The sequence below is a fragment of the Streptomyces agglomeratus genome (assembly GCF_001746415.1).
In the GTDB taxonomy this organism is placed as follows: Bacteria; Actinomycetota; Actinomycetes; order Streptomycetales; family Streptomycetaceae; genus Streptomyces; species Streptomyces agglomeratus.
This window is the reverse complement of record NZ_MEHJ01000001.1, coordinates 6,522,358-6,547,544: the sequence shown is the minus strand read 5'-3', so window position 1 is coordinate 6,547,544 and position 25,187 is coordinate 6,522,358. Positions and strand designations below refer to the sequence as shown.

At 71.4% G+C, this 25,187-nt stretch carries 21 protein-coding genes and 1 pseudogene; 4 read left to right on the top strand and 18 right to left on the bottom strand.

Going from position 1 to position 25,187, the window contains the following annotated elements; all coding sequences use genetic code 11:
- Nucleotides 1–67: 67 nt before the first annotated feature.
- The 4 genes from AS594_RS28710 to AS594_RS28695 form a co-directional block, all read right to left on the bottom strand.
- Nucleotides 68–1,759: a flavin monoamine oxidase family protein gene (locus AS594_RS28710; protein WP_069929732.1), complete on the bottom strand. Its 1,692-nt coding sequence runs from the start codon at nucleotides 1,757–1,759 to the stop codon at nucleotides 68–70.
- 52 nt (nucleotides 1,760–1,811) lie between these two features.
- Nucleotides 1,812–2,609 (bottom strand): carbon-nitrogen hydrolase family protein, encoded by a 798-nt coding sequence (locus AS594_RS28705; RefSeq protein ID WP_069929731.1) that lies wholly within the window; start codon nucleotides 2,607–2,609, stop codon nucleotides 1,812–1,814.
- Nucleotides 2,610–2,990: 381 nt separating this feature from the next.
- Nucleotides 2,991–3,446 (bottom strand): Lrp/AsnC family transcriptional regulator, encoded by a 456-nt coding sequence (locus AS594_RS28700; protein WP_069929730.1) that lies wholly within the window; start codon nucleotides 3,444–3,446, stop codon nucleotides 2,991–2,993.
- A 10-nt stretch (nucleotides 3,447–3,456) separates the two neighbouring features.
- Complete coding sequence (locus AS594_RS28695) at nucleotides 3,457–4,848, bottom strand: amino acid permease (protein WP_420877903.1); 1,392 nt, start codon at nucleotides 4,846–4,848, stop codon at nucleotides 3,457–3,459.
- A 379-nt stretch (nucleotides 4,849–5,227) separates the two neighbouring features.
- Between AS594_RS28695 and AS594_RS28690 the strand changes: the two genes are divergently transcribed.
- Together AS594_RS28690 and AS594_RS28685 are read left to right on the top strand one after the other, a co-directional pair.
- Nucleotides 5,228–6,286, top strand: a complete 1,059-nt coding sequence (locus AS594_RS28690) for a GDSL-type esterase/lipase family protein (protein WP_240509099.1) — start codon at nucleotides 5,228–5,230, stop codon at nucleotides 6,284–6,286.
- 103 nt (nucleotides 6,287–6,389) lie between these two features.
- Entirely contained in the window at nucleotides 6,390–6,761 is a 372-nt protein-coding gene (locus AS594_RS28685) for an ATP-binding protein (protein WP_069929727.1), read from the top strand.
- Between the two features lie 112 nt (nucleotides 6,762–6,873).
- Here AS594_RS28685 and AS594_RS28680 read toward each other — a convergent pair whose 3' ends face one another.
- The 3 genes from AS594_RS28680 to rpe form a co-directional block, all read right to left on the bottom strand.
- Nucleotides 6,874–8,316 (bottom strand): GuaB1 family IMP dehydrogenase-related protein, encoded by a 1,443-nt coding sequence (locus AS594_RS28680; protein WP_069929726.1) that lies wholly within the window; start codon nucleotides 8,314–8,316, stop codon nucleotides 6,874–6,876.
- A 198-nt stretch (nucleotides 8,317–8,514) separates the two neighbouring features.
- Nucleotides 8,515–9,597: a sugar-binding transcriptional regulator gene (locus AS594_RS28675; RefSeq protein ID WP_079144361.1), complete on the bottom strand. Its 1,083-nt coding sequence runs from the start codon at nucleotides 9,595–9,597 to the stop codon at nucleotides 8,515–8,517.
- Nucleotides 9,598–9,676: 79 nt separating this feature from the next.
- A complete protein-coding gene (gene rpe, locus AS594_RS28670; RefSeq protein ID WP_069929724.1) occupies nucleotides 9,677–10,363 on the bottom strand; it encodes a ribulose-phosphate 3-epimerase in 687 nt (228 codons plus the stop codon).
- 135 nt (nucleotides 10,364–10,498) lie between these two features.
- Here rpe and AS594_RS28665 point away from each other — a divergent pair, with 135 nt between their 5' ends.
- Nucleotides 10,499–12,616 carry an MMPL family transporter gene (locus tag AS594_RS28665; protein WP_069929723.1) on the top strand — a complete coding sequence of 706 codons (2,118 nt, stop codon included), beginning with the start codon at nucleotides 10,499–10,501 and terminating at the stop codon, nucleotides 12,614–12,616.
- Between the two features lie 52 nt (nucleotides 12,617–12,668).
- Here the strand turns inward: AS594_RS28665 and AS594_RS28660 are convergent.
- The 3 genes and pseudogenes from AS594_RS28660 to fmt all read right to left on the bottom strand — a co-directional run bounded on the left by AS594_RS28660 (nucleotide 12,669) and on the right by fmt (nucleotide 15,721).
- Nucleotides 12,669–13,206, bottom strand: a pseudogene (locus AS594_RS28660) (cysteine hydrolase family protein).
- A 51-nt stretch (nucleotides 13,207–13,257) separates the two neighbouring features.
- A complete protein-coding gene (locus AS594_RS28655; RefSeq protein WP_069929722.1) occupies nucleotides 13,258–14,733 on the bottom strand; it encodes an RsmB/NOP family class I SAM-dependent RNA methyltransferase in 1,476 nt (491 codons plus the stop codon).
- A gap of 37 nt (nucleotides 14,734–14,770) precedes the next feature.
- Nucleotides 14,771–15,721: a methionyl-tRNA formyltransferase gene (gene fmt, locus AS594_RS28650; RefSeq protein ID WP_069929721.1), complete on the bottom strand. Its 951-nt coding sequence runs from the start codon at nucleotides 15,719–15,721 to the stop codon at nucleotides 14,771–14,773.
- Between the two features lie 283 nt (nucleotides 15,722–16,004).
- Here fmt and AS594_RS28645 point away from each other — a divergent pair, with 283 nt between their 5' ends.
- Nucleotides 16,005–16,547, top strand: a complete 543-nt coding sequence (locus tag AS594_RS28645; protein ID WP_069929720.1) for a hypothetical protein — start codon at nucleotides 16,005–16,007, stop codon at nucleotides 16,545–16,547.
- Between the two features lie 80 nt (nucleotides 16,548–16,627).
- On the opposite strand, the gene AS594_RS28640 is transcribed toward AS594_RS28645, so the two are convergent.
- The 8 genes from AS594_RS28640 to AS594_RS28605 all read right to left on the bottom strand — a co-directional run bounded on the left by AS594_RS28640 (nucleotide 16,628) and on the right by AS594_RS28605 (nucleotide 25,117).
- Nucleotides 16,628–18,772 carry a primosomal protein N' gene (locus AS594_RS28640; RefSeq protein ID WP_069935475.1) on the bottom strand — a complete coding sequence of 715 codons (2,145 nt, stop codon included), beginning with the start codon at nucleotides 18,770–18,772 and terminating at the stop codon, nucleotides 16,628–16,630.
- A 105-nt stretch (nucleotides 18,773–18,877) separates the two neighbouring features.
- The gene (metK, locus tag AS594_RS28635; RefSeq protein ID WP_069929718.1) at nucleotides 18,878–20,086 is read right to left on the bottom strand and encodes a methionine adenosyltransferase; all 1,209 of its coding nucleotides are present in this window, start codon (nucleotides 20,084–20,086) and stop codon (nucleotides 18,878–18,880) included.
- 241 nt (nucleotides 20,087–20,327) lie between these two features.
- Entirely contained in the window at nucleotides 20,328–21,533 is a 1,206-nt protein-coding gene (coaBC, locus tag AS594_RS28630; RefSeq protein WP_069929717.1) for a bifunctional phosphopantothenoylcysteine decarboxylase/phosphopantothenate--cysteine ligase CoaBC, read from the bottom strand.
- 114 nt (nucleotides 21,534–21,647) lie between these two features.
- A complete protein-coding gene (gene rpoZ / locus AS594_RS28625) occupies nucleotides 21,648–21,920 on the bottom strand; it encodes a DNA-directed RNA polymerase subunit omega (RefSeq protein WP_028814064.1) in 273 nt (90 codons plus the stop codon).
- 28 nt (nucleotides 21,921–21,948) lie between these two features.
- Nucleotides 21,949–22,542, bottom strand: coding sequence for a guanylate kinase (gene gmk, locus AS594_RS28620; RefSeq protein WP_069929716.1), 594 nt, complete (start codon nucleotides 22,540–22,542; stop codon nucleotides 21,949–21,951).
- A gap of 39 nt (nucleotides 22,543–22,581) precedes the next feature.
- Nucleotides 22,582–22,905: an integration host factor gene (locus AS594_RS28615; protein WP_028814066.1), complete on the bottom strand. Its 324-nt coding sequence runs from the start codon at nucleotides 22,903–22,905 to the stop codon at nucleotides 22,582–22,584.
- A gap of 257 nt (nucleotides 22,906–23,162) precedes the next feature.
- Nucleotides 23,163–24,011 (bottom strand): orotidine-5'-phosphate decarboxylase, encoded by an 849-nt coding sequence (gene pyrF, locus AS594_RS28610; RefSeq protein ID WP_167368050.1) that lies wholly within the window; start codon nucleotides 24,009–24,011, stop codon nucleotides 23,163–23,165.
- The gene (locus AS594_RS28605; protein WP_069929715.1) at nucleotides 24,008–25,117 is read right to left on the bottom strand and encodes a quinone-dependent dihydroorotate dehydrogenase; all 1,110 of its coding nucleotides are present in this window, start codon (nucleotides 25,115–25,117) and stop codon (nucleotides 24,008–24,010) included. Before AS594_RS28605 ends, pyrF begins: the two co-directional genes overlap by 4 nt.
- Nucleotides 25,118–25,187 lie beyond the last annotated feature (70 nt).

The window sequence follows — 25,187 nt, the reverse complement described above, 5'->3', positions numbered from 1 at the left end:
GCCGGATCGCGGCCGGCCCGAGCGGCACGTTTCTGGGTGGCCAGGACGTGCCCGGAGGTGTTCCGGGTCAGTCCTCCGGCAGCTCGACCGGGGCGATCTCGTCGTAGAGGTCGCCGGGGCCCGGGTTCGTCGGGTCGGTCGTACCGCCGAAGTGGTGCATGACGCCCCACACGGCGTTGAGCGCGGTCTGCACGGCGCCCTCGGCCCAGCCGGCCGTCCACGAGATGTCGTCACCGGCGAGGAAGATGCCGCGCTTGTCCTCGGGGAGGCTGTCCTGCATGAAGTGGGTGAACAGGCGCCGCTGGTAGCGGTAGTGGCCGGGCAGGTTCGCCTTGAACGCGCCCATGAAGTACGGCTCGTTCTCCCACGACACGGTCACCGGGTTGCCGATGATGTGACGGCGGATGTCGACCTTGGGGTAGATCTCGCCCAGCGACTTCAGCATGACCTCCATCCGCTCGTTCGCGGACAGCGGCAGCCACTTGAGGCTGTCGTCGCACCAGGTGTACGAGAGGCAGATGGTGGCGGGCTTGTCCGGGCCGTCGTCCAGCAGGTACGTGCCGCGCGTCATGCGGTCGGTGAGCGTCATCGACATGACGTCACGGCCGGTCTCCTCGTCCTTGTCCAGCCAGAACGGCCGGTCGACCGGGACGAAGAGCTTGGAGCTCTCCATGTAGTGGGTGCGCTCCATCGCCGTCCAGTGGTCGATGGGGAACAGCGAGTCGTCGCACGTGATCTTGGAGAGCAGCATCCAGGACTGCGCGGTGAAGATCGCCGCCTGGTACGTGCGGATGTCGCCGGAGGCGTCGGTGACGGTGATCCGGTTGCCGGCCGTACGGTGCAGGCGCGTGACGGCGGGCTTCGGCTCGCCCTCGTGGAGGGACTTCAGCGAGGTGCCGAGCGGCCAGTGCACGAGCTTGGCCGGCTCGCGCTCCCACAGCCGGACGGGGAGCTGCTGGCTGCCGCCGACGATGCCGCGGTGGTGGTCGTCCGCCTCGGTGTAGACGACGCGCAGGATCTCCAGGATGGAGTTCGGGAAGTCGGTGTCCCAGCCGCCGGTGCCGAAGCCGACCTGGCCGAAGATCTCGCGGTGCCGGAAGGACTTGAACGACTCGGACTCGCAGAGGAAGCCGTAGAAGGTCTGGTTGTCGAGCTTCTCGACGAGCTTGGCCCAGATCTCACGGATGCGCGGTACGTCGCGCTCCCGCATGGCCTGGTTCATGTCGGAGAAGTCGGCGCCCTCTTCGAGGCAGGCGTTCCACGCGTTCATGACGTCGCGGTAGACCTGCGGCAGGTCGTCGACGGTGACGGCGTAGTGCGACTCGCCCTTGAGGTCGACGACGGTCGACGGGGTCTCGGGGGCCAGCGGGTTGGGGAACGCCTTCGTCTCCAGGCCCACCAGGTCGATGTAGTGCTGGAGCGCCGTGGAGGACGGCGGGAAGCGCATGGCGCCCATCTCGGCGGTCAGCGACTCGTCGCAGCCCTCGAAGCCGACGGTGCGCAGCCGGCCGCCGATCTGGTCGGCCTCGTACACGACGGGCTTGAGGCCCATCTTCATCAGCTCGTACGCCGCGATGATGCCGGACAGGCCGCCGCCGATGACCGCGACCTCGGTGCCGTGCTCGGTCGCCGGTATCTGGCCGAGGCCCGCCGGGTGCGCGAGGAAGTCGTCGTACGCGTAGGGGAAGTCCGGACCGAACATGGTGATCGGCGGCTGCGCGTCGGTGTGCTGGACGGCTGTGGGCACCGTGGACGTCATGGGGTCGGGCTCCTTGCGAAAACGAAAAGAAAGAGGCGAGGCGGGGGCGGCGTCAGGCCAGCGACGTGTACAGACCGGGGCGGCGGTCGCGCAGGTACGGGTTGTTCTCGCGCGACGCCCGCAGGAACTCGGGGTCGGCGTCGCCGAACACCAGCTCCTCGCCGCGCCCGGCGCGGGCCCGGGAGGCCCCGTCGGGACCGGCCAGGCAGCTCAGCCCGACGAACTCGAACTCGCCCTCGGGGCCGGTCCGGTTCACGTAGGCGACGTACATCTGGTTCTCGAAGGCCCGCACCGGGATCACGGACTCGGCGACGAACTGGAACGGGTGCATCTGTGCGGTCGGCACCAGCAGCAGGTCGGTGCCCGCGAGCGCGTGGGCGCGGACGTTCTCCGGGAACTCGACGTCGTAGCAGATCATGAGGCCGACGGTCAGGCCGCCGAGCTCCGCCTGGACGACCGTGTCGTCGCCGGGCGTGAACCACTCCTGCTCGAAACAGCCGAAGAGGTGCGTCTTGCGGTAGTTCGCGAGGCGCGCGCCGTCGGGGCCGATGAGCTGCGCGGAGTTGTAGACGGCGTCCCCGTCGCGCTCCGGGTACCCGTAGTGGATGGCCAGTCCGTGCCGTACGGCGATGTCGGCGACGGCGTCGGCGGCCTCCCCGTCGGCGGGCTCGGCCAGCCGGTGCACGTCCGCACCGATGGCATAGCCGGTCAGGAACATCTCCGGGCACACCAGCAGACCGGCGCCCGCCGCCGCGGCACGGCCCGCGGCCTCGTCGAGCACCTTGAGGTTCGCGTCGACGGAGCCGGGACGGCCGGAGCTCTGGAGCAGTGCGGTGCGCAACGGCGGCATGGCTGACCTCGGCAGAAGGGGAAGGTGTGCGGGGAGACGTAATGACGGTACGTTCCGCGCTCGCACCGGGACAAGGCGCGAGCGTTGCGGACCGACCGTCGATCCGTTGCGCAATCAGTGCGGTGGGCGGCGATTCGTTGCGCGTACGCCGGTGGGTCTGAGGTTGTGCGGTCCCTGCGCCCGCCGCACGAAGATCGCCGCGCTCGGCGCCGCACTGCCGCGTTCACCTTCCACGCGCACCTGGCGGCTGAGGACACCATGGACCCGCAGAAGCAGAGCCTGCCGAAACGCGTGAGCTCGGCGCCATTCGAGGAGACGAGGGCGGCTCGGGCGACTGCGAGGTGCTGCCGTGGCAGCCGGACCTGCGGGCCCGGCGGAGGGCTAGGCGGGCGAGCCCGACGAGAAACGCCTCAGGAGCGGGGAGAGCACGAGCACCGACTTGGTGCGCTCGACGAACGGCTCTCCCGCGATCCGCTCCAGCACGCGCTCGAAGTGGCGCATGTCGGAGGCGAAGATCTGGACGACGGCGTCCGCGTCACCGGTGACGGTCGACGCGGACACCACCTCCGGGTAGCGCGACAGGCCACGACGGATGTCCTCGGGGGACGTGTTGTGGCGGCAGTACATCTCGATGAAGCCCTCCGTCTCCCAGCCGAGAGCGGCGGGGTCGACGCGGACGGTGAAGCCGGTGATGGCACCTTCCGCCCGCAGCCTGTCCACGCGCCGCTTCACAGCGGGCGCGGACAGGCCGACCTCGGAGCCGATGTCCGCGTAACTGCGGCGGGCATCCTCGGCAAGGGCGTGGACGATGCGTTCGTCGAGATCGTTCAGTCGCACTACGGGTGGATCACTTCTCTGCGGTGGCCAGACTGGAGCGGCGCAAGCCGTAGAAGAAGTAGATCACGAGCCCGGCCACCATCCAGCCACCGAAGTAGACCCAGGTCTTGCCGGGCAGGCTGAACATCATGTACGCGCAGAAGGCGAAGCCGAAGATCGGCGTCACCGGGAACAGTGCCACCCGGAACGTGCGCGGCATCTCGGGGCGCTTGTACCGCAGGATGACGACGGCGACGTTCACCAGGGCGAAGGCGAAGAGCGTGCCGATGCTGGTGGCGTTGGCCAGCTCGCCCAGCGGGATGAAGGCCGCGAGGACGCCGCAGAACAGCGACACGATCACGACGTTGGCCTTCGGCGTGCCGGTGCGCTCGTTGACCCTGGCGAACACCTTGGGGACCAGGCCGTCGCGGGACATCGCGAAGAGGATGCGGGTCTGGCCGTACAGGACGGCGAAGACGACGCTGGCGATGGCCACGACCGCGCCGGCGGCCAGGACGACGCCCCAGAAGCTGTGACCGGTGACGTCCTTCATGATCTGCGCGAGGGCCGCCTCGGTGCCCTCGAAGTCCTGCCACGGCATGGCGCCGACGGCGACCAGTGCGACGAGGCAGTACAGCACGGTGACGATCAGCAGCGACAGCATGATCGCGCGCGGCAGGTCCTTCTTCGGGTTCTTGGCTTCCTCTCCGGCGGTGGAGGCGGCGTCGAAGCCGATGTACGAGAAGAACAGCGTCGCCGCGGCAGCGCTGATCCCGGTCACGCCGAGCGGGGCGAGGGGGGCGTAGTTGCCCGCCTTGATGCCCATGAAGCCGATCGCGCAGAAGAGCACCAGCGTGGCGATCTTGATAACGACCATGATCGTGTTGACCCGGGCGCTCTCCTTGGCTCCACCCATCAGGAAGACCATGGCGAGCAGGATGACGACGAGCGCCGGCAGGTTGATGAAGCCGCCTTCGCCGAGCGGGGCAGAGACCGCCTCGGGGATGGTGACGCCGATCGTGCCGTCGAGCAGCTCGTTCAGGTACTCGCCCCAGCCGACGGCGACGGCCGCGACGGAGACGCCGTACTCGAGCACCAGACACCAGCCGCAGATCCAGGCGATGACTTCGCCCATGGTCGCGTAGGAGTAGGAGTACGAGGATCCGGACACCGGTATGGAACCCGCGAGCTCCGCGTAGGAGAGCGCTGAGAAGAGTGCGGTGAGTCCGGCGATGACGAACGAGATCGCCACGGCGGGCCCGGCCAGGGGGGTGGCCTCGCCGAGTACGACGAAGATGCCGGTACCGAGCGTCGCACCGATGCTGATCATGGTCAGCTGCCACATGGTGAGCGAGCGCTTGAGCGCGCCGCCTTCACCCTGGCCGCCTTCCGCGACAAGCTGCTCGACGGGCTTGCGCCGCATCAGCCGGTTGCCGAGATGCGGACGCTCGGATTCCGGTTTGGGGGTGACGGGTGGCGCTGCGTCCAACACTGGGGTGGCTCCTTATCGCTGCCTATCGGGACGGCGGCGACCGCAGCGGTCCGCTCGGGGCGACAGAATCAGCCCGGAGCTCGGGAACCGCCGAGCAGGCGGTCCCCGCCACTCCACGTACAGCGCGAAGCCTACGAGGTGCGCGTTCCCGTGCGTAATGCAGCAACCTTGCGTACCGACGGCCGATCATTGCGCACAACCACGACACATGACTCTTTGTTGCGCCTCACATTTCGATATCCGTTTTGTCCGTTACGGCGTGCCGCTGTGCGCGCCGTACCGGCACCCCACCCCGGAGGCGGGATCAGGCATGACGACGACGGACCGGGCAAGCAGTGATGTCATGACCAATCCGTCGGGCTGGCTGGACCCCGCCCCCTTCCTCCGCGGCGTCGCCTGGCGCGACGGCGGTCGCGCCGTGCGCGCCGACCCCGGCGATCTGGACCGGCTGCCGTGGGACACCGCCGAGCGCGCCGCCGTCCCCGTCGGCGTACGGCTGGAGTTCACGGCGCGCGGCGCCACCGCGCTCGACATCCGCTACCGCGCCGCCCTGCCCGGCGCCGCCGACGCCCTGCGCGACCTCGCGCACACCTTCGCACTGTGGCACGAGGGCGCCCTCGTGACGGAGGTGACCGAGGCCCCGGAGGAAGAAACGGTCGTACGGATCGGGCTGCCGGACCGGCCGGGGCGGTTCACCGTCCATCCGCCGGAAAGCCTGTGCCCCGAGATCCTCGGCCTGCGTCCGGTCGGCGGGACCGTCGCCCCCGCCCCGGCGCAGCCCCGCTGGCTGGTGCACGGCGACTCGATCACCGAGGGCTGGTGGTCCACCCGCCCCGCCCACGCCTGGCCCGCGGCGGCCGGCCGGGCGCTGGGCCTGGACGCCGTGAACCTCGGCCACGCCGGGGCGGGCCGCGGCGAACTGGCCGTCGCGCAGCAGATCGCGGGCCTTCCCGCCGCCGTGCTGACACTCGCCTTCGGCACCAACTGCTGGTCGCGCACCCCGTTCTCGGCGCCGCTGATGCGCGAGACGGTGCGCGCCTTCGTCTCTCTCGTACGCCAGGGGCATCCGGAGACCCCGCTGCTCGTCCTCTCCCCCGTCCTGCGCCCCGAGGCGGAGCGGACCCCCAACGCCCTGGGCGCGACCCTCGCGGACCTCCGCGCGGCCCTGGAGGAGGCCGTCCTCGCCTGTTGCGACGCCGGGGACGACCGGCTGGCGCTGCTGCCCGGCAGGGACATCCTCGGCCCGGCGCACCTGGCGGACGGGCTGCATCCGAACGACGCCGGCCACGCCTCGATGGCGGAGGCGGTCGCCGGGGCCCTGCGGACCTCGGGTCTTGTTCCGCCCCGGGAGGTCCGGCCGGGGATCTAGAGGCTCCGTTTTGTTCGCCCACGGCATGAGTACGAGCGGGTCCAGAGGGTCATAGGACGGCTGTCGGCGGGTATGTGAGGCGTGATGGACTGAGGAGCCGCCCATGGTTGTCCTGGACTCACCCCTGCAAGACACGGCGACGGCGCGCGACGCCGCCGCCGACTACGTGGCCGACCACTGCCCGTGGGCCGACCTGGACTCGGTGCTGCTCGTGGTCAGCGAGCTGGTGACCAACGCCGTGCGGCACACCTCCGGCTGGTGGCGGCTGACCCTCCGGGCGGATGCCAAGGAGCTGGTGGTGGAGATCGACGACGCCAGCTACGAGCCGCCGGTGGCGCGTGAACCGGACTTCGGGGGCGGCGGCGGGTTCGGCTGGCACATGGTGCAGAGGCTCGCGGGGCGGGTCGAGGTGCGCCCGCTTCCGGAGGGCAAGCGAGTACGGGCGATCTGGCCGTGCCCGGCCGAGGCCCGCTAGAGCGCCCAGCGCACCGGCCGGTCCCCGCGGAAGCGGGAACCGGCCGGCAGTGGGTACGGGCGCGGGTGTGCCGGCACGGCGGCAGCGGGTGCCGTCGGCGCAGCGGGAAGGGTCAGCTCCAGCTGGCGTGCAGCGGCTTGCCCTCGGCGTAACCGGCGGCGCTCTGGACACCGACGATCGCCTTCTCGGCGAACTCCTCCAGCGAGGCGGCACCGGCGTACGTGCACGAGGAGCGGACACCCGCGATGATCGAGTCGATCAGGTCCTCGACGCCCGGACGGGTCGGGTCGAGGAACATGCGCGAGGTGGAGATGCCCTCCTCGAACAGCGCCTTGCGGGCGCGGTCGTACGCCGACTCCTCGCTCGTGCGGTTGCGCACGGCGCGGGCGGAGGCCATGCCGAACGACTCCTTGTACGCCCGGCCGTCGGCCGAGTGCTGGAGGTCGCCGGGCGACTCGAACGTACCGGCGAACCAGGAGCCGACCATGACGTTGGACGCGCCGGCGGCGAGCGCCATCGCGACGTCGCGCGGGTGACGGATGCCGCCGTCGGCCCAGACGTGCTTGCCGAACTTCTTCGCCTCGGCGGCGCACTCCATGACGGCGGAAAACTGCGGCCGGCCCACGCCGGTCATCATGCGGGTGGTGCACATGGCGCCGGGGCCGACACCGACCTTGATGATGTCCGCGCCGGCCTCGACGAGGTCGCGCACACCCTCGGCGGCGACGATGTTGCCCGCGACGATCGGGACCTGCGGGTCGAGCGCGCGCACGGCCTTGACCGCGGCGATCATCGACTCCTGGTGCCCGTGCGCGGTGTCCACGACGAGCGTGTCCACACCGGCGTCGAGCAGCTGCTTGGCCTTGCCCGCGACGTCGCCGTTGATCCCGACGGCGGCCGCGATGCGCAGCTTGCCGGCGCCGTCGGTGGCGGGCGTGTAGAGCGTCGCGCGCAGGGCGCCCTTGCGGGTCAGGACACCGGCCAGGCGGCCGTCCTTGTCGACGGCGGGCGCGTACTTGCGGTTGGCGTGGTCGAGCCGGTTGAAGGCCTCGCGCGGGTCGATGCCGGCGTCCAGCAGGACCAGGTCCCGGGACATGACCTCGGACAGCTGCGTGAAGCGGTCGACGCCGGTCAGGTCGTGGTCCGTGACGACACCGACGGGACGGCGCTCGGCGTCCACGACGACACCCGCTCCGTGGGCCCGCTTGGGCAGCAGCGACAGCGCGTCGGCGACGGTCTGCGAGGGGGCCAGGACGATCGGGGTGTCGAGCACCAGGTGGCGCGACTTCACCCAGGAGACGACCTCGGTGACGACGTCGATCGGGATGTCCTGCGGAATGACGACGAGCCCGCCGCGACGCGCCACGGTCTCGGCCATCCGGCGGCCGGCGATCGCGGTCATGTTCGCCACGACCAGGGGGATGGTGGTGCCGGTGCCGTCGGGCGACGCGAGGTCCACGCCCTGGCGGGAGCCGACGGCCGACCGGCTCGGCACCATGAATACGTCGTCGTACGTGAGGTCGTACGGCGGCTTCAGATCGTTGAGGAAACGCACGTGCTGAACATCCCAGTCGTTCGGAGTTGGCCCCCGGGCATTTCAGCCGGGGAAAAACGCACGTACTTCAGTGTCCCATGAGCGTGCCCGCAGACCCTCCGGGCCGAACATCCAGGCCGCGGCGGGTGCACTCGTCGGATCCTCCGAACGTACGCTCCCCGGACCGAAGGAAGGGCTCCTCCGAACGGAAAGCGACGCTCAGTCGTCGGGGTCCGCCCGGTCCAGCGCGGGCCGTGGCGCCGTACCCGTCTCGCTCAGCAGGTAGTCGGCCGCCGCGGTGTCGGTGACCAGACTGGTCACCAGACCGGATCTGAGTACGGCGTCGATGGCGGCCGCCTTGCGCAGACCGCCCGCGATGGCCACCACCTCGGGGATCCGCCGCAGCCGGTCCGCCTCGACGGTGATGCACCGCTCCCCCAGGTCGCGCCCGACCCGGCGGCCCTGCGCGTCGAAGAGGTGCGCGGACATCTCGGCCGCGACGCCTAGCGAGGCGTAGTGCGCGCGTTCCTCGTCGGAGAGCATGTCGTGGACGGTGGAGATGCCCGTCTCCCACGAGCCGATGGACACGGCGGCGACGGTTACCTTGTCGAAGTACTCGAAGGCCCGCGCGATACCCGTCTGGCTGCGCAGCGCCGCCGCGGTCGCCGGGTCGGGCAGCAGCATCGGGGCGTAGATCGGGTGCGCCTCGCCGCCGGAGACCTGCGCCGCGCGGCGCACCGCCTCCACCGAGCCGCGCTCCGCCGTGCCCGCGTCGTACACGCCGGTCAGCTGGACGACCGTGCACGGCGGCAGCTGGTGCAGCGCCGCCGCCATGTGGATGGTGGAGCGGCCCCAGGCCAGGCCCAGTACGTCGCCCTCGTTCACCAGCTCGCCGAGCAGGTCGGCCGCGACCTCGCCGAGGTTCTCCGGGTCGGTGGGCGCGCTGCCGGCGAAGCCGGGAGATCCGGGGAGGGCGTCCTCGGTGGCGTCGGCCGGGGACTCGACGACGACCGCGTGCCGCAGGCCGTAGCGGGCGCGCAGCGCGTCGGAGCGCTCCGCGTCCAGCTCGGCGGGCACCCTGATCTCGATCCGTACGAGATCGCGCTCCAGGGCGGTCTCCAGGACCCGGGCCACCTTGAAGCGGCTGACGCCGAACTCCTCGGCGATCTGGATCTTGGACTTGCCCTCCAGGTAGAAGCGGCGGGCCATGGCCGCCGCCTGGACCAGCTCTGCGGGTCCCATCCGCAGGGCTGACCGGCCCGCCGACATTGCAGACACCGCGATCTCCTCACTGCTGTTCACACTCTGGGCTCGCTGTTCATCCTGTCAGATCAGCGAGACCTTGATCAGCCCCGAAGGGCGGCGTTCACCGAGCCTTGGCTCAGTGGCCGCATGCCCAGCCGGCCGTGGCCGTGGTCTCGGTCGCCTGGTTGCGCAGCATGCGCACGGCGGCGGCCGGGTCGTCCGTCCCGTACACGGCGGAACCGGCGACGAAGACGTCCGCGCCGGCCTCCGCGCACCGCTCGATCGTCGACGCCGATACGCCGCCGTCCACCTGGAGCCACAGCTCCAGGCCGTGCTTGGAGATCAGCTCACGGGTACGGCGGATCTTCGGCAGCATGATGTCGAGGAACGCCTGGCCGCCGAAGCCCGGTTCCACGGTCATGATCAGCAGCATGTCGAGCTCGGGGAGCAGGTCCTCGTACGGCTCGATGGGCGTGGCCGGCTTGAGCGCCATGGACGCGCGGGCGCCCTTGGCACGGATCTCGCGGGCCGTGCGGACGGGGGCGGCGCACGCCTCGGCGTGGAAGGTGACCGATCTGGCGCCCGCCTCGACGTACTGCGGGGCCCAGCGATCGGCGTCCTCGATCATCAGGTGGCAGTCCAGCGGGATGTCCGTCGCGCGACTGAGGGACTCCACGATCGGGACGCCCAGCGTGAGGTTGGGGACGAAGTGGTTGTCCATCACGTCGACATGGAGCCAGTCGGCGCCCTCGACGGCCTTCGCCTCCTCCGCCAGGCGGGAGAAGTCTGCGGAGAGGATACTGGGATTGATCTGAACAGCCATGGGCCAAGCCTGCCACGTTCCGGGGCGCTTCCTCTCCTCGGTGGGCTCCTCGGTACGGACCAGAGGCGCCCGGGATCAGCACAGTCCTCGCAATCCTGGCGATTCGGCCCACGACCAAGGGTCTTTGGGGGCGCCATGCCGCACTCTCACGAGCTTCCGCCGCCGCGGAAAGGTATCGCGCACCTGGTCTGCGGGCGGCGCAGCAAATGGGTCGTGGTGGTGCTGTGGCTGGTGGTGATCATGCTGGCCTTCCCGCTCGCGTCGAAACTCACCGACGCCCAGGACAACGAAGCCTCCTCCTGGCTCCCCGGAAAGGCCGAGTCGACCCAAGTCCTCCAGGAGGCGGAGGAGTTCCGGCCCGAGGTCATCCCGGCGGTCGTGGTGTACGCGCGCGAGAGCGGCCTCACGGGCGCCGACCGGGCACGCATCGCCGAGGACGTCGCCGCGTTCAAGGAGCTGCGGGAGCACGGGGTGCGCGGCGCCGAGACGCAGGGCCCCGTCCTGGACCGGCCGGTCGATCCGCGGGCCGCCCAGGTCTACGTACCGATCACGATGGACGAGAAGGGCTGGGACCGGCTGGCGCCCGCCGTCGATTCCATTCGCGCGGAGACGGGCACCGGCGAAGCCGGGCTCGCGGTGCACGTCACGGGGCCGGGCGGCACGAACGCCGACTTCTCCGAGGCTTTCGAGGGCATCGACTCGACGCTGCTGCTCGCGGCGCTCGGTGTGGTCGTCGTGATGCTGCTGATCACCTACCGCAGTCCGACGCTGCTGCTCGTACCGGTGGTCGCGGTGATCGGCGCGCTGTCCGCCGCGCAGGCGCTCATCTACCTGTTGGCGGAACACGCCGACCTGACGGTCAACGGCCAGAGCGCCGGCATCCTCACGGTCCTCGTCTTCGGCGCGGGGACGGACTACGCCCTGCTGCTGATCGCCCGGTACCGCGAGGAGCTGCGCCGCCACGAGGACCGGCACGAAGCCATGGCGCTGGCCCTGCACCGGGCCGGACCGGCGGTACTGGCCAGTGGCGCGACCGTCGTGCTCGGCATGCTCGTGCTGATGGTCGCGGAGATGAACTCCACCAGCGGACTCGGCCCGGTCGCCGCGATCGGTGTCGCCGTCGCCCTGCTGGCCATGCTGACGCTGTTCCCCGCGCTCCTGGTGATCTTCGGCCGCTGGATCTTCTGGCCCGTGATCCCGCACCTCGGCTCGCCCGAGCCCACCGAGCACGGTGTCTGGGCGCGTACGGGCGCGGGCATCGCCCGGCGTCCGAGGGCCGTCTGGGCCGTCACGGTCCTGGTGCTCGCCGTCTTCTCCCTGGGGCTGACGCAACTGCGGGCCGAGGGTGTCAACAACGCCGACGCGTTCACGGGCAAGCCCGATTCGATCACCGGACAGGAGGTCCAGGCCAGGTACTTCCCGGCGGGCAGCGGCACTCCGCTGGTGATCATCACCAACGCCGAGGAGGCCAGGCAGGTCGGCGAGACGGTGGCCCGGACGAACGGGGTGGTGCCGGAGTCGATCGCCGTACCTCCGGGCACGAAGCCCGAGCACGACGGCCGGGTGCTGATCGAGGCGACGATGACGGAGCGCGGCGACAGCGCGGCCGCGAAGGACACGGTGGAGCGCGTACGGGACGCGGTGCACGCCGTTCCGGACGCCGATGCCCAGGTGGGCGGCGGCACCGCCGCCCTGGTCGACATGGACCGGGCCACCGCGCACGACAACGTGCTGATCATCCCGCTCATCCTGGCCGTGGTGCTGCTGGTGCTCGTCCTGCTGCTGCGCTCGCTCGTCGCGCCACTGCTCCTGATCGCGACGGTCGTGCTGTCGTTCGCGGCGGCCCTGGGCCTGAGCGCGTTCGCCTTCCGCCACATCTTCGACTACGCGGGCGAGACGACGGACTTCCCGCTGTTCGTCTTCGTGTTCCTGGTGGCGCTCGGCATCGACTACAACATCTTCCTGTCCACCCGCATCCGCGAGGAGGCCCACCGCCAGGGCACCAGGGCGGGTGTGGTGACCGGGCTGGCGACCACCGGCGCGGTCATCACGTCGGCCGGCCTCGTCCTGGCGGGCACGTTCGCCGCCCTGGGCACCCTGCCGCTGGTGGCCTTCGCGGAGATCGGCTTCGCGGTCGCGCTGGGCGTACTGCTCGACACGCTCGTCGTACGGTCCGTACTGGTACCGGCACTGTTCCTGGACGCCGGTCCGAAGGTGTGGTGGCCGCACCGCCTGGCCCGCGACGACAGGTAGCGGCGGGCCCCTCCCTCACCAGTGGTCACGCACTCACCAACTGGCCCCTCACTCACCACTCGATCTCGTCGCCGGAAACCGTCTCGGCGTGCATGTTGCGGCGCATCATCTCCAGCGCCGCTTCGGCCAGCGGCCGGTGGATGTGCGCCACGGCGTCCCGGGGCACGGTCACCCGCAGGTGCCTGATGTGCGCGTCGAGCGCCGAGTACAGCACGCACTGCTCGGTGACCTGGCCGCACAGCACCACATGGTCGATGCCCAGCGAGTTCAGCAGGTAGCCGAGCGGTGTCTCGAAAGAAGATCGAGTGGCGGGCCTTGACCACGAAGAGCGAGTCGTCGTCGGGCTCCAGCGGCCGCACCAGCTCGGCGTGCGGCCCGGCCAGCGCGGTAGCGAGGATCTCGCCGTGGTGCGAGCGCCATTCGCCGAAGTTGTCGTTGACGTAGACGACCGGAACGCCGCTCTCCCTGGCGCGCTTCAGCAGCCGGACGATCGCCGGTACGGCCTCGCGCGCCGAGGGAAGCAGCAGGTCGGCGTCGTCATAATCATAGGTGTTGATCATGTCGATGACGATGAGAGCGGTCTTTCCCATACGCCCCAGGGTTCCCGAAAACCTGCGCTCGCCCCACTCGGCACGCTGCCGTCAGGCGGTACGCCGCAGCAGCGCCAGGTACATCGCGTCCGTGCCGTGCATGTGCGGCCACAGCTGTACGTCGGGCCCGTCGCCCAGCGCCGGAACGCCCGACATCAGCGGCCTGGCGTCGATCCACTCGGCCTCCACCGGGTCGTGCCCGCCGCGCCCCTTGAGGCCGCGCCCCTTGAGTACGTCGTCGACGACGATCCGGGTCTCCGCGAGGTGCGGGGAGCACGTCGCGTATCCAACGACGCCCCCCACACGGACCGCGTTCAGCGCCTCGCGCAGCAGCCCGCGCTGGAGCGGCGCGAAGCCCTCCAGGTCATCGGCGCGGCGCCGCCAGCGCGCCTCGGGGCGGCGGCGCAGCGCGCCGAGCCCGGAGCACGGCACGTCCATCAGGACCCGGTCGAACGAACCGGGGAGCCACGGCGGGTTCAGCCCGTCGGCGGCGACGACCTGGTACGGGCCCGGGTTGCCGGCGAGCGCCCGCTCCACGAGGCGGGCGCGGTGCGGCTGCTTCTCGGCGGCCAGCAGGGCCGCGCCGCGCTGCGAGGCGAGCCCGGCCAGCATGGCCGCCTTGCCGCCCGGACCGGCGCAGCCGTCCAGCCAGCGTTCGTCCCGCCCTTCGACGGGCGCGTTCGCGAGCGCCAGGGCGACGAGCTGGCTGCCCTCGTCCTGAACGCCGGCCCGACCCTCGCGGACGGCGTCGATGGCCCCCGGCTCGCCGCCCTCGGCCAGCCGTACGGCGTACGGCGACCAGCGGCCCGGCAGCCCGGCCTCCTCGCCCAGTACGTCCATCAGCTCGTCGGCAGTGGAGCGGCCGGGGCGGGCGACCAGCGTCACCTCGGGCCGCTCGTTGTCGGCCTCCAGCAGGTCCTCGATGCCGGCGCGGCCGCCGCCCAGGGCGTCCCAGAGCGCGGAGACGATCCAGCGCGGGTGGGAGTGGACGACGGACAGGTGCGCCTCGGCGTCGTCGTCGTACGGCGGGGCGACCTGCTTCACCCACGCGTCGAGGTCCTGCGCGGAGATCTTCCGCAGCACCGCGTTGACGAACTTCGCGCGCCCCTCGCCGAGCACCACACGTGCCAGCTCCACGCTCGCCGAGACGGCGGCGTGCGTCGGGATGCGGGTACCGAGCAGCTGGTGCGCGCCGAGGGCCAGCACGTCGAGGACCGGGGGGTCCACCTCGCGCAGCGGCCGGTCGATGCAGGCCCTGATGACCGCGTCGTACGTGCCCTGGCGGCGCAGCGTCCCGTACACGAGCTCGGTCGCGAGGGCCGCGTCACGCTCGTCGAAGTTGCCCTTGGCGCGGGCCTTCTTGAGGAGCGGCGGCAGGACGAGGTTGGCGTACGCGTCGCGCTCGTCGACGGCGCGCAGCGCCTCGAAGGCGAGGAAGCGGACCGGGTCCTTCTGGGGACGCCGGTGCGGCTTGGCGGGACGCTTGGCGGCCCGCTTGGCGGGACTGCTGCTTGGCTGGTCACTCACGAAAAAGGTGCTCCGCTGGAGAGGGGGACGAACCCTCTCAGCGTACGTCCGCCGCGCCCAGGTGTTCGCCCGGGGCGATCCGCACGCCGCGCGCCCAGTCGGCCGCGAGCATCGGCTTCTTGCCCTGCGGCTGCACCCAAAGGAGTTCGACCGGGTGAGATCCGGTTCCCGCGTACACGTACTTCTTCCCGGCCGCCAGCTCGCCGGGCTCCAGGTCCGCCTCGGTCCGCTCCGGCAGCGGCCTGACCGCGACCAGCTTGAGCCGCTCGCCGCGGAACACCGTCCAGGCGCCGGGCGCGGGCGTGCAGCCGCGCACCACACGGTCGACGCGCAGCGCGGGCGCCTTCCAGTCGATGTGTGCGTCCTCGACGCTGATCTTGGGGGCGAGCGTGATGCCCTCGGCCGGCTGCGGCACGGCGTGCAGAGTGCCGTCCTCGATGCCGTCCATGGTGGCGGCGAGCAAACCGGACCCGGCGAAGGCGAGGCGGGTGAGCAGGTCGCCGCTGGTGTCGGTGGGGCGTACGTCCTCGGTCACCACGCCGTACACCGGACCGGAGTCGAGCCCTTCCTCGATGAGGAACGTCGAGGCGCCCGTGACCTCGTCACCCGCGAGGATGGCGTGCTGCACGGGAGCGGCGCCGCGCCAGGCCGGCAGCAGCGAGAAGTGCAGGTTGACCCAGCCCCTGGCGGGGATGTCGAGGGCGGCCCTGGGCAGCAGCGCGCCGTAGGCGACCACGGGGCAGCAGTCCGGCGCGATCTCGCGCAGCCGCGCGAGGAAGTCCTCGTCGCGCGGGTGGGCCGGCTTGAGCACCTCGATCCCGGCCTCTTCCGCACGCGCGGCGACGGGGCTTGCGACCAGCCTGCGGCCGCGTCCCGCCGGGGCGTCGGGCCGGGTGACGACGGCGGCGACCTCGTGCCGGTCGGAGGCGATCAGGGCGTCCAGGGCGGGTACGGCGACCTCGGGGGTGCCTGCGAAGACGAGCTTCATCGGTGGCGCGGGCCTCTCGGGCAGGAAGGGCGGAACGGATGCGGCGTCAGGAGGCACACCAGTCTATGGGCCTCTGCGGGGCCTGGCCTCAGGGGGCGTACGAAGATCCGCGCGCCCCGCGCGGATGCGCATACGCCCCGGCAGCGTGACCCCGGTGCCGGGTGACGCGTTGGTCAAGAGAGATTGACCGACACGGCCCGCACGCGCGGCCCCGACTCCCCTTTCCGCTTCGGACTCCTTCCTTCTTCCGCCCTTCTTTCACGCCGGTTCGAGAGGCTTGTTCATGGCCGACCACGCAACCCACGACGCCCAAGCACGGGCCAGCCTGCATCTGTTGGTACGGGACATCGAGCGGGTGCGCCGGCAGGTGGACGCACTGCGCACCCTCACCGCCCAGCTCGGCAACGTCTACCGCCCGCGTCGCTCCGGCCCTTCCACGGGCTTCGTCGTCTACGGCCGGGCCCCGGCGCCGACGGTCCGCCTCGCGCAGGAGCTGCGGGACAGCGTCGAGACGCTGGTGACCGCCGCCGTGGACTTCGACCGTTCGCTCGGCTTCTCCTGGGACGCGGTCGGCTCGGCGCTCGGCGTGACGAAGCAGGCCGTGCACCGCCGTTACGGGGCGCGGCGGGCCGCGGCGCAGACGGGTGCGCCGGCCGAGACCGAGCTGGCCGCCGAGACGACGACCGCCACCCGTACGCTGCCCGCCCCGGCGGCCCTGCCGTCCGTACCGGCGGCCCGTTCCATGCCCCCGCAGCCGACGGCCGCGACCCAGTCGCTGCGCGACGAACTGCGCCCGACCGCCTTCCCGGGCCCCCGCAACGGCTGACCCGGCGGGGGGCTGGCTCCCGCGGCCCCGGGGCCTGCCGACCCGGGGCCCGGGGCAAAGGGCCAGGGGCTGCGGGCGGACTAGCCAATGTCCGGCGGGTCGATCCTGATCCGCACCGGATCGCCGCCCCCGCGAGCCAGCCGCGCCGCCTGCGCCGCCTTCAGCGACGCGGCGAGCGCCGCCCCGCTGCCCGGCGGCACTCTCAGCAGCGCCCGCTCCCACACCTCGCCCACCGGCGGGTCGCCCGGCCTGCGGGGACGGCCGGGCTCCGTGACGCGCAGCGGCACCGGGCCCAGGACCTCGGCGTCGCCCGGCAGTTCGGCCGCCGCCAGGAACGCGGCGATCGCCTCGGGCCGGCCGCTCACCGCCGCCATCCGCGACACCGGCGGGAAGCCCAGCTCCGCCCGCTCCGCCAGCTCGCGCTGCGCGTGGCCCACCGGGTCCCACCGCACCAGCGCCTGCACCGGCCGCAACGACGGCTCGGCGACCACGACCACCGTGCCGCCCTCCCCCTGCCCCCTGACCAGCGCCGAGGCGCTGGTCCAGCGCCGCAGCGCCTCCTCCCCCGCACGCAGATCCGGCCGCCCGAGCATCGCCCAGCCGTCGAGCAGCAGCGCCGCCGCGTAACCGCCCTCGGCCACCGGCTCCGCACCCGGCGTACTGACCACGAGCGCGGGCACCCCCGGCACACTCTCCAGCACATGGTCGCGCCCGGACGTGCGCACCGGCACGGCCGGGAACGCCCGCCCCAGCTCCTCCGCCGTGCGCCGCGCCCCGACCACCTGCGCCCGCAGCCGTACGCTCCCGCACTCGCCGCACCGCCACCCGGCCGCGTCCCGGCCGCACCACCCGCAGTGCAGTTCCCGCTGGTCGGCGGCTTCGAGCGGCCCCGCGCAGTGGCGGCACCTCGCGGGCGTACGGCACCGCTCGCAGGCCAGGCTCGGTACGTACCCGCGCCGGGGCACCTGCACCAGCACCGGCCCGGTCCTGAGCCCGTCCCGCACGGTCTGCCACGCCAGGCTCGGCAGCCGCGCCGCCCGCGCGGCCCCGTCCCGCGCCACCTCCTCGTCGCCCACGGTACGAATCAGCGGAGCCGCGGCCCGGACCTGGTCGCGCGCGGCCCGCAGCGGGACGGCCCACTTGCTCTCGACGAGCTGAGCCGCCTCGACCGTGCAGCTGACGGCCCCCAGCAGAAAGCCGCATCTGCTGTGCTGCGCCCGCAGCTCCAGCACCTCCCGCACGTGCGGGAACGGCGCGTGGTCGTCGCTGTGGCTCGAATCCCCGTCGTCCCACACCGCGACCAGCCCCAGGTCCGTCACCGGGGCGAACATCGCGGCCCGCGTCCCTATGACGGCCCGCACCGAGCCCCGCCGCGCGGCCAGCCACTGCCGGTAGCGCTTCTGGGGCCCGGCGTCGGCGGTCAGCAGCGTGTGATGCCCCTTGCCCACCAGCGCGGTGAGCGCGGCGTCCACCCGGGCCGCGCTCCGCCCGTCCGGCAGCACGACGAGCGCGCCCCGCCCGGAGGCCAGCGTCGCCGCCACCGCCCGCGCCAGCTCGTCGGGCCAGTGCGGGCCGGGCAGCGCGTTCCACACGGCCCGTGGCGCCCCGCCCGCCGCCAGCTCCCGCAGGAACGCGGGACCGTACGCGTACCGCTCCCATGTCCCGGCCGCCGGAGCATCCGGCGGCGGCAGCGGCTCGGGTGAGGGCTTGGCCTCGGCGGGCCCGTTGCGCGGCGGAACGGCGAGCTGGAGGACGTCCGCGAGGCTCCCCGCGTACCGGTCGGCGATCGCCCGCGAGAGAGCGAGCAGCTCGGGGCTCAGTACGGGCTCCGGGGACACCACATAGGCGAGCGCGGCCAGCGGCCCGGCGTAGTCCGACTCGGCCCGCCGCTCGATGAGGAAGCCGTCGATCATCCCCCCGCCCTCGCGACGCCCTTCGCGCACGTTGTGCGCCCCGGCCCCGAACCGCACCCGGACGCGCACCCCCGGCTGCGCGACGGCGTCCAGCTCCTCGGTCACGGCGTAGTCGAAGTACTGGTCGAGGTGCAGGACCCCCTTGTTGACCATGACCCGGGCGACGGGCAGCTCCTTCGCCAGCGGCGCCCCCCGCCAGGTCCGCGGCTTGGCCTTCGGAACGTTGGCCTTGCGGACCGTCTCCCGGATGAGCGCAAGCTGCTCCGGCGCGCCGCCCCCGGGCTCTTCGGACCGCTCGTCGTTCCTGCTCACAGCCAAATTCCTACCAGACGTCACTGACAACGCGGCAAGCGCGAAGGCCCCGGACCGATACGGTCCGGGGCCTTCGCGGCCGAGCGGTGAAGCGGAGCGGACCGGTCAGAGACCGGCCGCCGTGCGCAGTGCCTCGACGCGGTCCGTGCGCTCCCAGGTGAAGTCGGGAAGCTCGCGGCCGAAGTGGCCGTACGCCGCCGTCTGGGCGTAGATCGGGCGCAGCAGATCGAGGTCGCGGATGATCGCGGCCGGACGGAGGTCGAAGACCTCGGCGATGGCGTTCTCGATCTTCTCGGTGGCAAGCGTGGCGGTGCCGAAGGTTTCGACGAACAGACCCACCGGCTCGGCCTTGCCGATCGCGTACGCGACCTGGACCTCGCACCGGGCGGCGAGGCCCGCGGCGACGACGTTCTTGGCGACCCAGCGCATCGCGTACGCCGCGGAGCGGTCGACCTTGGACGGGTCCTTGCCGGAGAACGCGCCGCCGCCGTGCCGGGCCATGCCGCCGTACGTGTCAATGATGATCTTGCGGCCGGTGAGGCCGGCGTCGCCCATCGGGCCGCCGATCTCGAAGCGCCCGGTCGGGTTGACCAGCAGGCGGTAGCCCTCGGTGTCCAGCTTGATGCCGTCCTCGAGGAGCCCGGTCAGGACGTGCTCGACGACGAACTCTCGGATGTCGGGAGCGAGCAGCGAGTCGAGGTCGATGTCCGACGCGTGCTGCGAGGAGACGACGACCGTGTCGAGGCGGACGGCCTTGTCGCCGTCGTACTCGATGGTGACCTGGGTCTTGCCGTCGGGGCGCAGGTACGGGATCGTCCCGTTCTTGCGGACCTCGGAGAGCCGGCGCGAGAGCTGGTGCGCGAGGTGGATCGGCAGCGGCATCAGCTCGGGCGTCTCGTCGCACGCGTAACCGAACATCAGGCCCTGGTCGCCCGCGCCCTGCTTGTCGAGCTCGTCGTCATCGCCCTCGACGCGCGTCTCGTACGCCGTGTCGACACCCTGCGCGATGTCCGGGGACTGGGCGCCGATGGACACCGAGACGCCGCACGAGGCGCCGTCGAAGCCCTTCTTCGAGGAGTCGTACCCGATGTCGAGGATCTTGTTGCGTACGAGCGTGGGGATGTCGGCGTAAGCCTTGGTCGTCACTTCGCCGGCGACGTGCACCAGGCCGGTGGTGATCAAGGTCTCCACGGCGACCCGGGAAGCCGGGTCCTCCCGCAGGAGCGCGTCGAGGATCGTGTCGCTGATCTGGTCAGCGATCTTGTCGGGGTGGCCCTCGGTCACGGACTCCGAGGTGAACAGGCGGCGGGACACATCGCTCCCTGGGGTTGCAGCGGCTGCTGGCTGAGCATTGATGGAACGAGCCGGGAGCTGCGCCCGGCGTCGGTCCGGGACCAGTTTATCGGTCGCATCCGGTCGGCGGACCACGCGTCTCGCTTGTTGGAGGCCCTGTGACCAGCGGCACTGCATTGTGCAGCACGGTCAACGCCCCGCACCAGAGGGCGAAACGCCGGATTTGCAAGGACTTCGGGCCTCGGGCGAAGCACCCCAGGATTTAATCGAGCCGTCGTGTCACCAGATCCCAGACCGTGTCGGCCAGCGCCTCCTTGGGTCCGTACGGCACCGGGGTCTCGCCCCCGTCGGCGTCGAGCACGACGGCTTCGTTCTCCTCGGAGCCGAACGTCTTGCGCTCCCCCACCTCATTGACGACCAGCAGGTCACAGCCCTTGCGGCGCAGTTTGTCCCGGCCGTTGGCGAGGACGTTGTCGGTCTCGGCGGCGAAGCCGACGACCACCTGTCCGGGCCGTCCGCGCCGCTCGGCGGAGATCTCGGCGAGGATGTCCGGGTTACGGACCAGCTCGACGGCGGCCGGCTCCTGGCCGTCCTTCTTCTTGATCTTTCCCTCGGCGTACACCGCCGGGCGGAAATCGGCCACCGCTGCGGCCATCACCACGACGTCCGCGTCCGCCGCCGCCTTCAGGACCGCCTCGCGCAGCTGTACCGCCGTCCCGGCACGGACGACATCGGCGCCCGCCGGGTCCGGCAGACCGGTGTTCGCCTCGATCAGCGTGACCCGCGCGCCCCGCGCGACGGCCGTACGGGCGAGGGCGTACCCCTGCTTGCCGGAGGAACGATTCCCCAGGTAGCGGACGGGGTCGAGCGGCTCACGCGTACCGCCCGCGCTGATCACGACGTGCCTCCCCGCGAGGTCCGGACGCGTCACGCCCCGCGCGAGCACGCGGCGGCAGACCTCGAAGATCTCGTCCGGGTCGGGCAGCCGGCCCTTGCCGGTGTCGACGCCGGTCAGCCGCCCCACGGCGGGCTCGACGACAACGGCGCCGCGGCGGCGCAGGGTGGCGACGTTCTCCTGGGTGGCGGGGTGCTCCCACATCTCGGTGTGCATCGCGGGCGCGAAGATCACCGGACATCGCGCGGTGAGCAGGGTGTTCGTCAGGAGGTCGTCGGCCAGTCCGTGGGCCGCCCTGGCCAGCATGTCCGCCGTGGCGGGGGCGACGACGACCAGGTCGGCGGCCTGTCCGATCCGCACGTGCGGCACCTCGTGCACCGACTCCCAGACCTCCGCCGAAACAGGGTTGCCGGACAGCGCCGACCAGGTGGCGGCGCCGACGAAGTGGAGCGACGCCTCGGTCGGCACGACCCGCACATCATGGCCGGATTCCGTCAGTCGGCGCAGCAGCTCGCACGCCTTGTAGGCGGCGATGCCTCCGCTGACCCCCAGCACGACCTTGGGCTTGTCCACTGCGTCTCCCCGCTTCGTACGACGGTTACGTCCCCTATGACACACCTATGACACACCACAGGCCCGGCAGTCTGACTGCCGGGCCTGTGGTGAAAAGATTCCTGCGCCTGCTGACTACTGAGCCGGGCCCTCGATGGCCTCGGAGGTCAGCAGACCCGCGTTGATCTCGCGCAGGGCGATCGAGAGCGGCTTCTCGTGGACGTGGGTGTCCACCAGAGGGCCGACGTACTCGAGCAGACCCTCACCGAGCTGCGAGTAGTACGCGTTGATCTGACGCGCACGCTTCGCCGCGTAGATCACGAGGCTGTACTTCGAGTCCGTAGCCTCGAGCAGCTCGTCGATCGGCGGGTTGATGATGCCCTCGGGCGTGGAAATGGAAGAGGACACGCTCTACCTTCCGATAAGTGAACAGAGATCAAGCAACTTCCATCAAGGCTAGCAGCTCGCGCGCCACGTCCTCGACGGAGGTGTTGACCAGGGTGGTGTCGAACTCCGCCTCAGCGGCGAGTTCGATCTTCGCGGCCTCCAGGCGGCGCTCGATGACATCGGGCGCCTCCGTACCGCGACCGGTCAGCCTGCGGACCAGCTCGTCCCAGCTGGGCGGGGCCAGGAAGACCAGTTGAGCCTCCGGCATCGACTCACGGACGAGCCGTGCGCCCTGGAGATCGATCTCCAGGAGCACGGGCTCACCCGCTTCGAGCCGGTCGGCCACGGCACGCCGGGGCGTGCCGTAACGGTTGCCGGCGAACTCGGCCCACTCCAGCAGCTCACCGTTGGCGACGAGCTTGTCGAACTCCTCGTCGCTCACGAAGAAGTACTGGACGCCGTGGCGCTCGCCGGGTCGCGGCTTGCGTGTGGTGGCCGACACCGAGAGCCATACCTCGGGGTGGACCTTGCGCATATGGGCGACGACCGTGCTCTTACCGACGCCCGAGGGGCCGGAGAGCACGGTCAGCCGCGGACGTACGTCCGGGGGTACGGGGGTCGTCCCCCGGGATGTTGCAGCCATGGATGCGATTATCCAGGTTCTCGGGGGTGCCCGAGAACGTCAGGCGGCTCCGCCGCCGAACTCGCGCTCCAAAGAGGCGATCTGGTTGGAGCCGAGACCGCGCACACGACGGCTCTCGGAGATGCCGAGCCGCTCCATGATCTGCTTGGCACGGACCTTGCCGACGCCCGGCAGAGATTCGAGCAGGGCGGAGACCTTCATCTTGCCGACGACGTCATTCTCCTGTCCCTGCTTGATGACCTCGTGGAGCGAGGCGCCGGAGTGCTTGAGTCGATTCTTGACCTCGGCCCGCTCCCGGCGAGCCGCGGCGGCCTTTTCGAGCGCGGCTGCGCGCTGTTCAGGGGTAAGGGGCGGAAGAGCCACGCCTACGTCACCTCGGATGTCGAACTGTCGGATACGGACCGGTGAGGAAGCTGGTCGCCCCACACCAGGCGAGCAACGAACAGCGAGCTGCGAACAACGAGCTGCGCGTTTCTCTCGACGGAGACTAGCGGCCAGGACCGCTCCAGTCAGCGAGAAGCAGCGAAAAGTCCTGGTCAGCCTCTGTCGACCCAGGCATATCAGACATAACACCCCGGTTTTCGGTCAGGATTCCGTCAACCTGAATCGCCGACCCGTCGTCACCTCCCCGAGACGGCCGCCCTGACCTCGTCGGCGAAGCGAGAAGCGGACTCGCGCAGTCCGGTCACATCGGGCCCGAAGCGGAGCACACCGCGGCTCACACTCGGCACGACATTGCCGACCGCGGCCCCGAAGACCTTCGGCAGATCGGCCGGCGTCGCACCCTGCGCGCCGATGCCCGGCGCCAGCAGCGGACCGTTGATCGCCAGATCGACACCCGCGTCGCCGAGCGTCGCGCCGACCACCGCGCCGACCGACCCGAGCGGCTCGGCGCCCTCGTTCTCGGCCGCCATGTGGTCGAGCATCAGCTGCGCGAGCGACCGGCCGGAGGCGGCGGTGGCCCGCTGGACCTCGGCGCCCTCCGGGTTGGACGTCAGCGCGAGTACGAACACACCGCAGCCGTTGATCACGGCCGCGTCCAGTGCCGGACGCAGCGAGCCGAAACCGAGGTACGGCGAGACGGTCACCGCATCCGAGAAGAGCGGCGAGTCCTTGTGGAGGTACGTCTGGGCGTACGCGCCCATCGTGGAGCCGATGTCGCCGCGCTTGGCGTCCATAAGCACCAGCGCGCCGGCCGCCCTCGCCTCCTCGACCGCCTTCTCCAGTACGGCGATGCCGCGCGAGCCGAAGCGCTCGAAGAACGCCGACTGCGGCTTCAGTACGGCGACCCGGTCGGCCAGTGCCTCGACGACCGTGCGCGTGAAGGTCTCCAGCCCCTTGACGTCGTCACCCAGACCCCACGCGCTCAGCAGCGAGGCGTGCGGGTCGATGCCGACGCAGAGCGGGCCGCGGGTGTCCATGGAGCGGCGCAGGCGCGCGCCGAAGGTCTCGACGGTCGCTCCGGTCACTTGGCACTCTCCCGGGTCTCGGCGCCGACGGCGTCGGCGAGCGTGGCGTACGGGCTGTTCGCGAGACGCTCGGCGAGGCCCTGGTGGATCGAGCGGGCCCAGAAGGGTCCCTCGTAGATGAAGGCGCTGTAGCCCTGGACGAGCGTGGCGCCCGCCAGGATGCGCTGCCAGGCGTCGTCGGCGTTCTCGACGCCCCCGACCCCGATCAGGGTGATCCGGTCGCCCACGCGGGCGTACAGGCGGCGCAGGACCTCCAGGGAGCGCGCCTTGACGGGCGCTCCGGACAGTCCGCCGGTCTCGTTGACCAGGGCCGGGTCGGACTTCAGGCCGAGGCCCTCGCGCGCGATGGTGGTGTTGGTGGCGATGATGCCGTCCAGTCCGAGCTCCAGCGCGAGGTCGGCGACGGCGTCGACGTCCTCGTCGGCCAGGTCGGGCGCGATCTTCACGAGCAGCGGGACGCGGCGGCCGGTGACCGTACGGTCGGCCGCCTCGCGCACCGCCGTCAGCAGCGGGCGCAGCGACTCGGTGGCCTGGAGGTTGCGCAGGCCCGGGGTGTTCGGGGACGAGACGTTGACGACGAGGTAGTCGGCGTGGGCGGCGAGCCGCTCGGTGGAGGCGACGTAGTCGGCGACGGCCTCCTCCTCCGGAACGATCTTGGTCTTGCCGATGTTGACGCCGACGACCGTCTTGAAGACGGGGTTACGGGCCGCCAGGCGGGCCGCCACGGCCTCGGAGCCTTCGTTGTTGAACCCCATGCGGTTGATGAGCGCGCGGTCCTTCACGAGGCGGAAGAGGCGCGTCTTGGGGTTGCCGGGCTGCGGCTGGGCGGTGACCGTACCGATTTCGATGTGATCGAAGCCGAGCATCGACATCCCGTCGATGGCGACCGCGTTCTTGTCGAAGCCGGCGGCGAGACCGAACGGGCCGTGCATGCGCAGGCCCAGTGCCTCGGTGCGCAGCGAGGTGTGCCGCGGCGCCAGGACCGCGGCGACGAAGGTGCGCAGGACGGGGACGCGGGCCGCGAGGCGGATCCAGCGGAAGGCCGTGTAGTGGGCCTGCTCGGGGTCCATGCGCTTGAAGACGAGGTCGAAGAAGAGTTTGTACATCGGCTGGGTGCTTTCCTCAGGAGGCTCGGGCGGCGGGCTGGGCTCATGAAGAGGGGGACACCGCATCCGG

Excerpts from the sequence above, each read along its gene's own strand:
- AS594_RS28695 (WP_420877903.1), bottom strand. The coding sequence starts at position 4,848 with ATGCGGCGCAAGCCCGTCGAGCAGCTTGTCGCGGAAGGCGGCCAGGGT.
- AS594_RS28690 (WP_240509099.1), top strand. The coding sequence starts at position 5,228 with ATGACGACGACGGACCGGGCAAGCAGTGATGTCATGACCAATCCGTCG.
- AS594_RS28645 (WP_069929720.1), top strand. The coding sequence starts at position 16,005 with ATGGCCGACCACGCAACCCACGACGCCCAAGCACGGGCCAGCCTGCAT.
- AS594_RS28705 (WP_069929731.1), bottom strand. The coding sequence starts at position 2,609 with ATGCCGCCGTTGCGCACCGCACTGCTCCAGAGCTCCGGCCGTCCCGGC.
- rpe (WP_069929724.1), bottom strand. The coding sequence starts at position 10,363 with ATGGCTGTTCAGATCAATCCCAGTATCCTCTCCGCAGACTTCTCCCGC.
- AS594_RS28710 (WP_069929732.1), bottom strand. The coding sequence starts at position 1,759 with ATGACGTCCACGGTGCCCACAGCCGTCCAGCACACCGACGCGCAGCCG.
- AS594_RS28605 (WP_069929715.1), bottom strand. The coding sequence starts at position 25,117 with ATGTACAAACTCTTCTTCGACCTCGTCTTCAAGCGCATGGACCCCGAG.
- gmk (WP_069929716.1), bottom strand. The coding sequence starts at position 22,542 with ATGGCTGCAACATCCCGGGGGACGACCCCCGTACCCCCGGACGTACGT.
- AS594_RS28665 (WP_069929723.1), top strand. The coding sequence starts at position 10,499 with ATGCCGCACTCTCACGAGCTTCCGCCGCCGCGGAAAGGTATCGCGCAC.
- fmt (WP_069929721.1), bottom strand. The coding sequence starts at position 15,721 with ATGAAGCTCGTCTTCGCAGGCACCCCCGAGGTCGCCGTACCCGCCCTG.
- AS594_RS28685 (WP_069929727.1), top strand. The coding sequence starts at position 6,390 with ATGGTTGTCCTGGACTCACCCCTGCAAGACACGGCGACGGCGCGCGAC.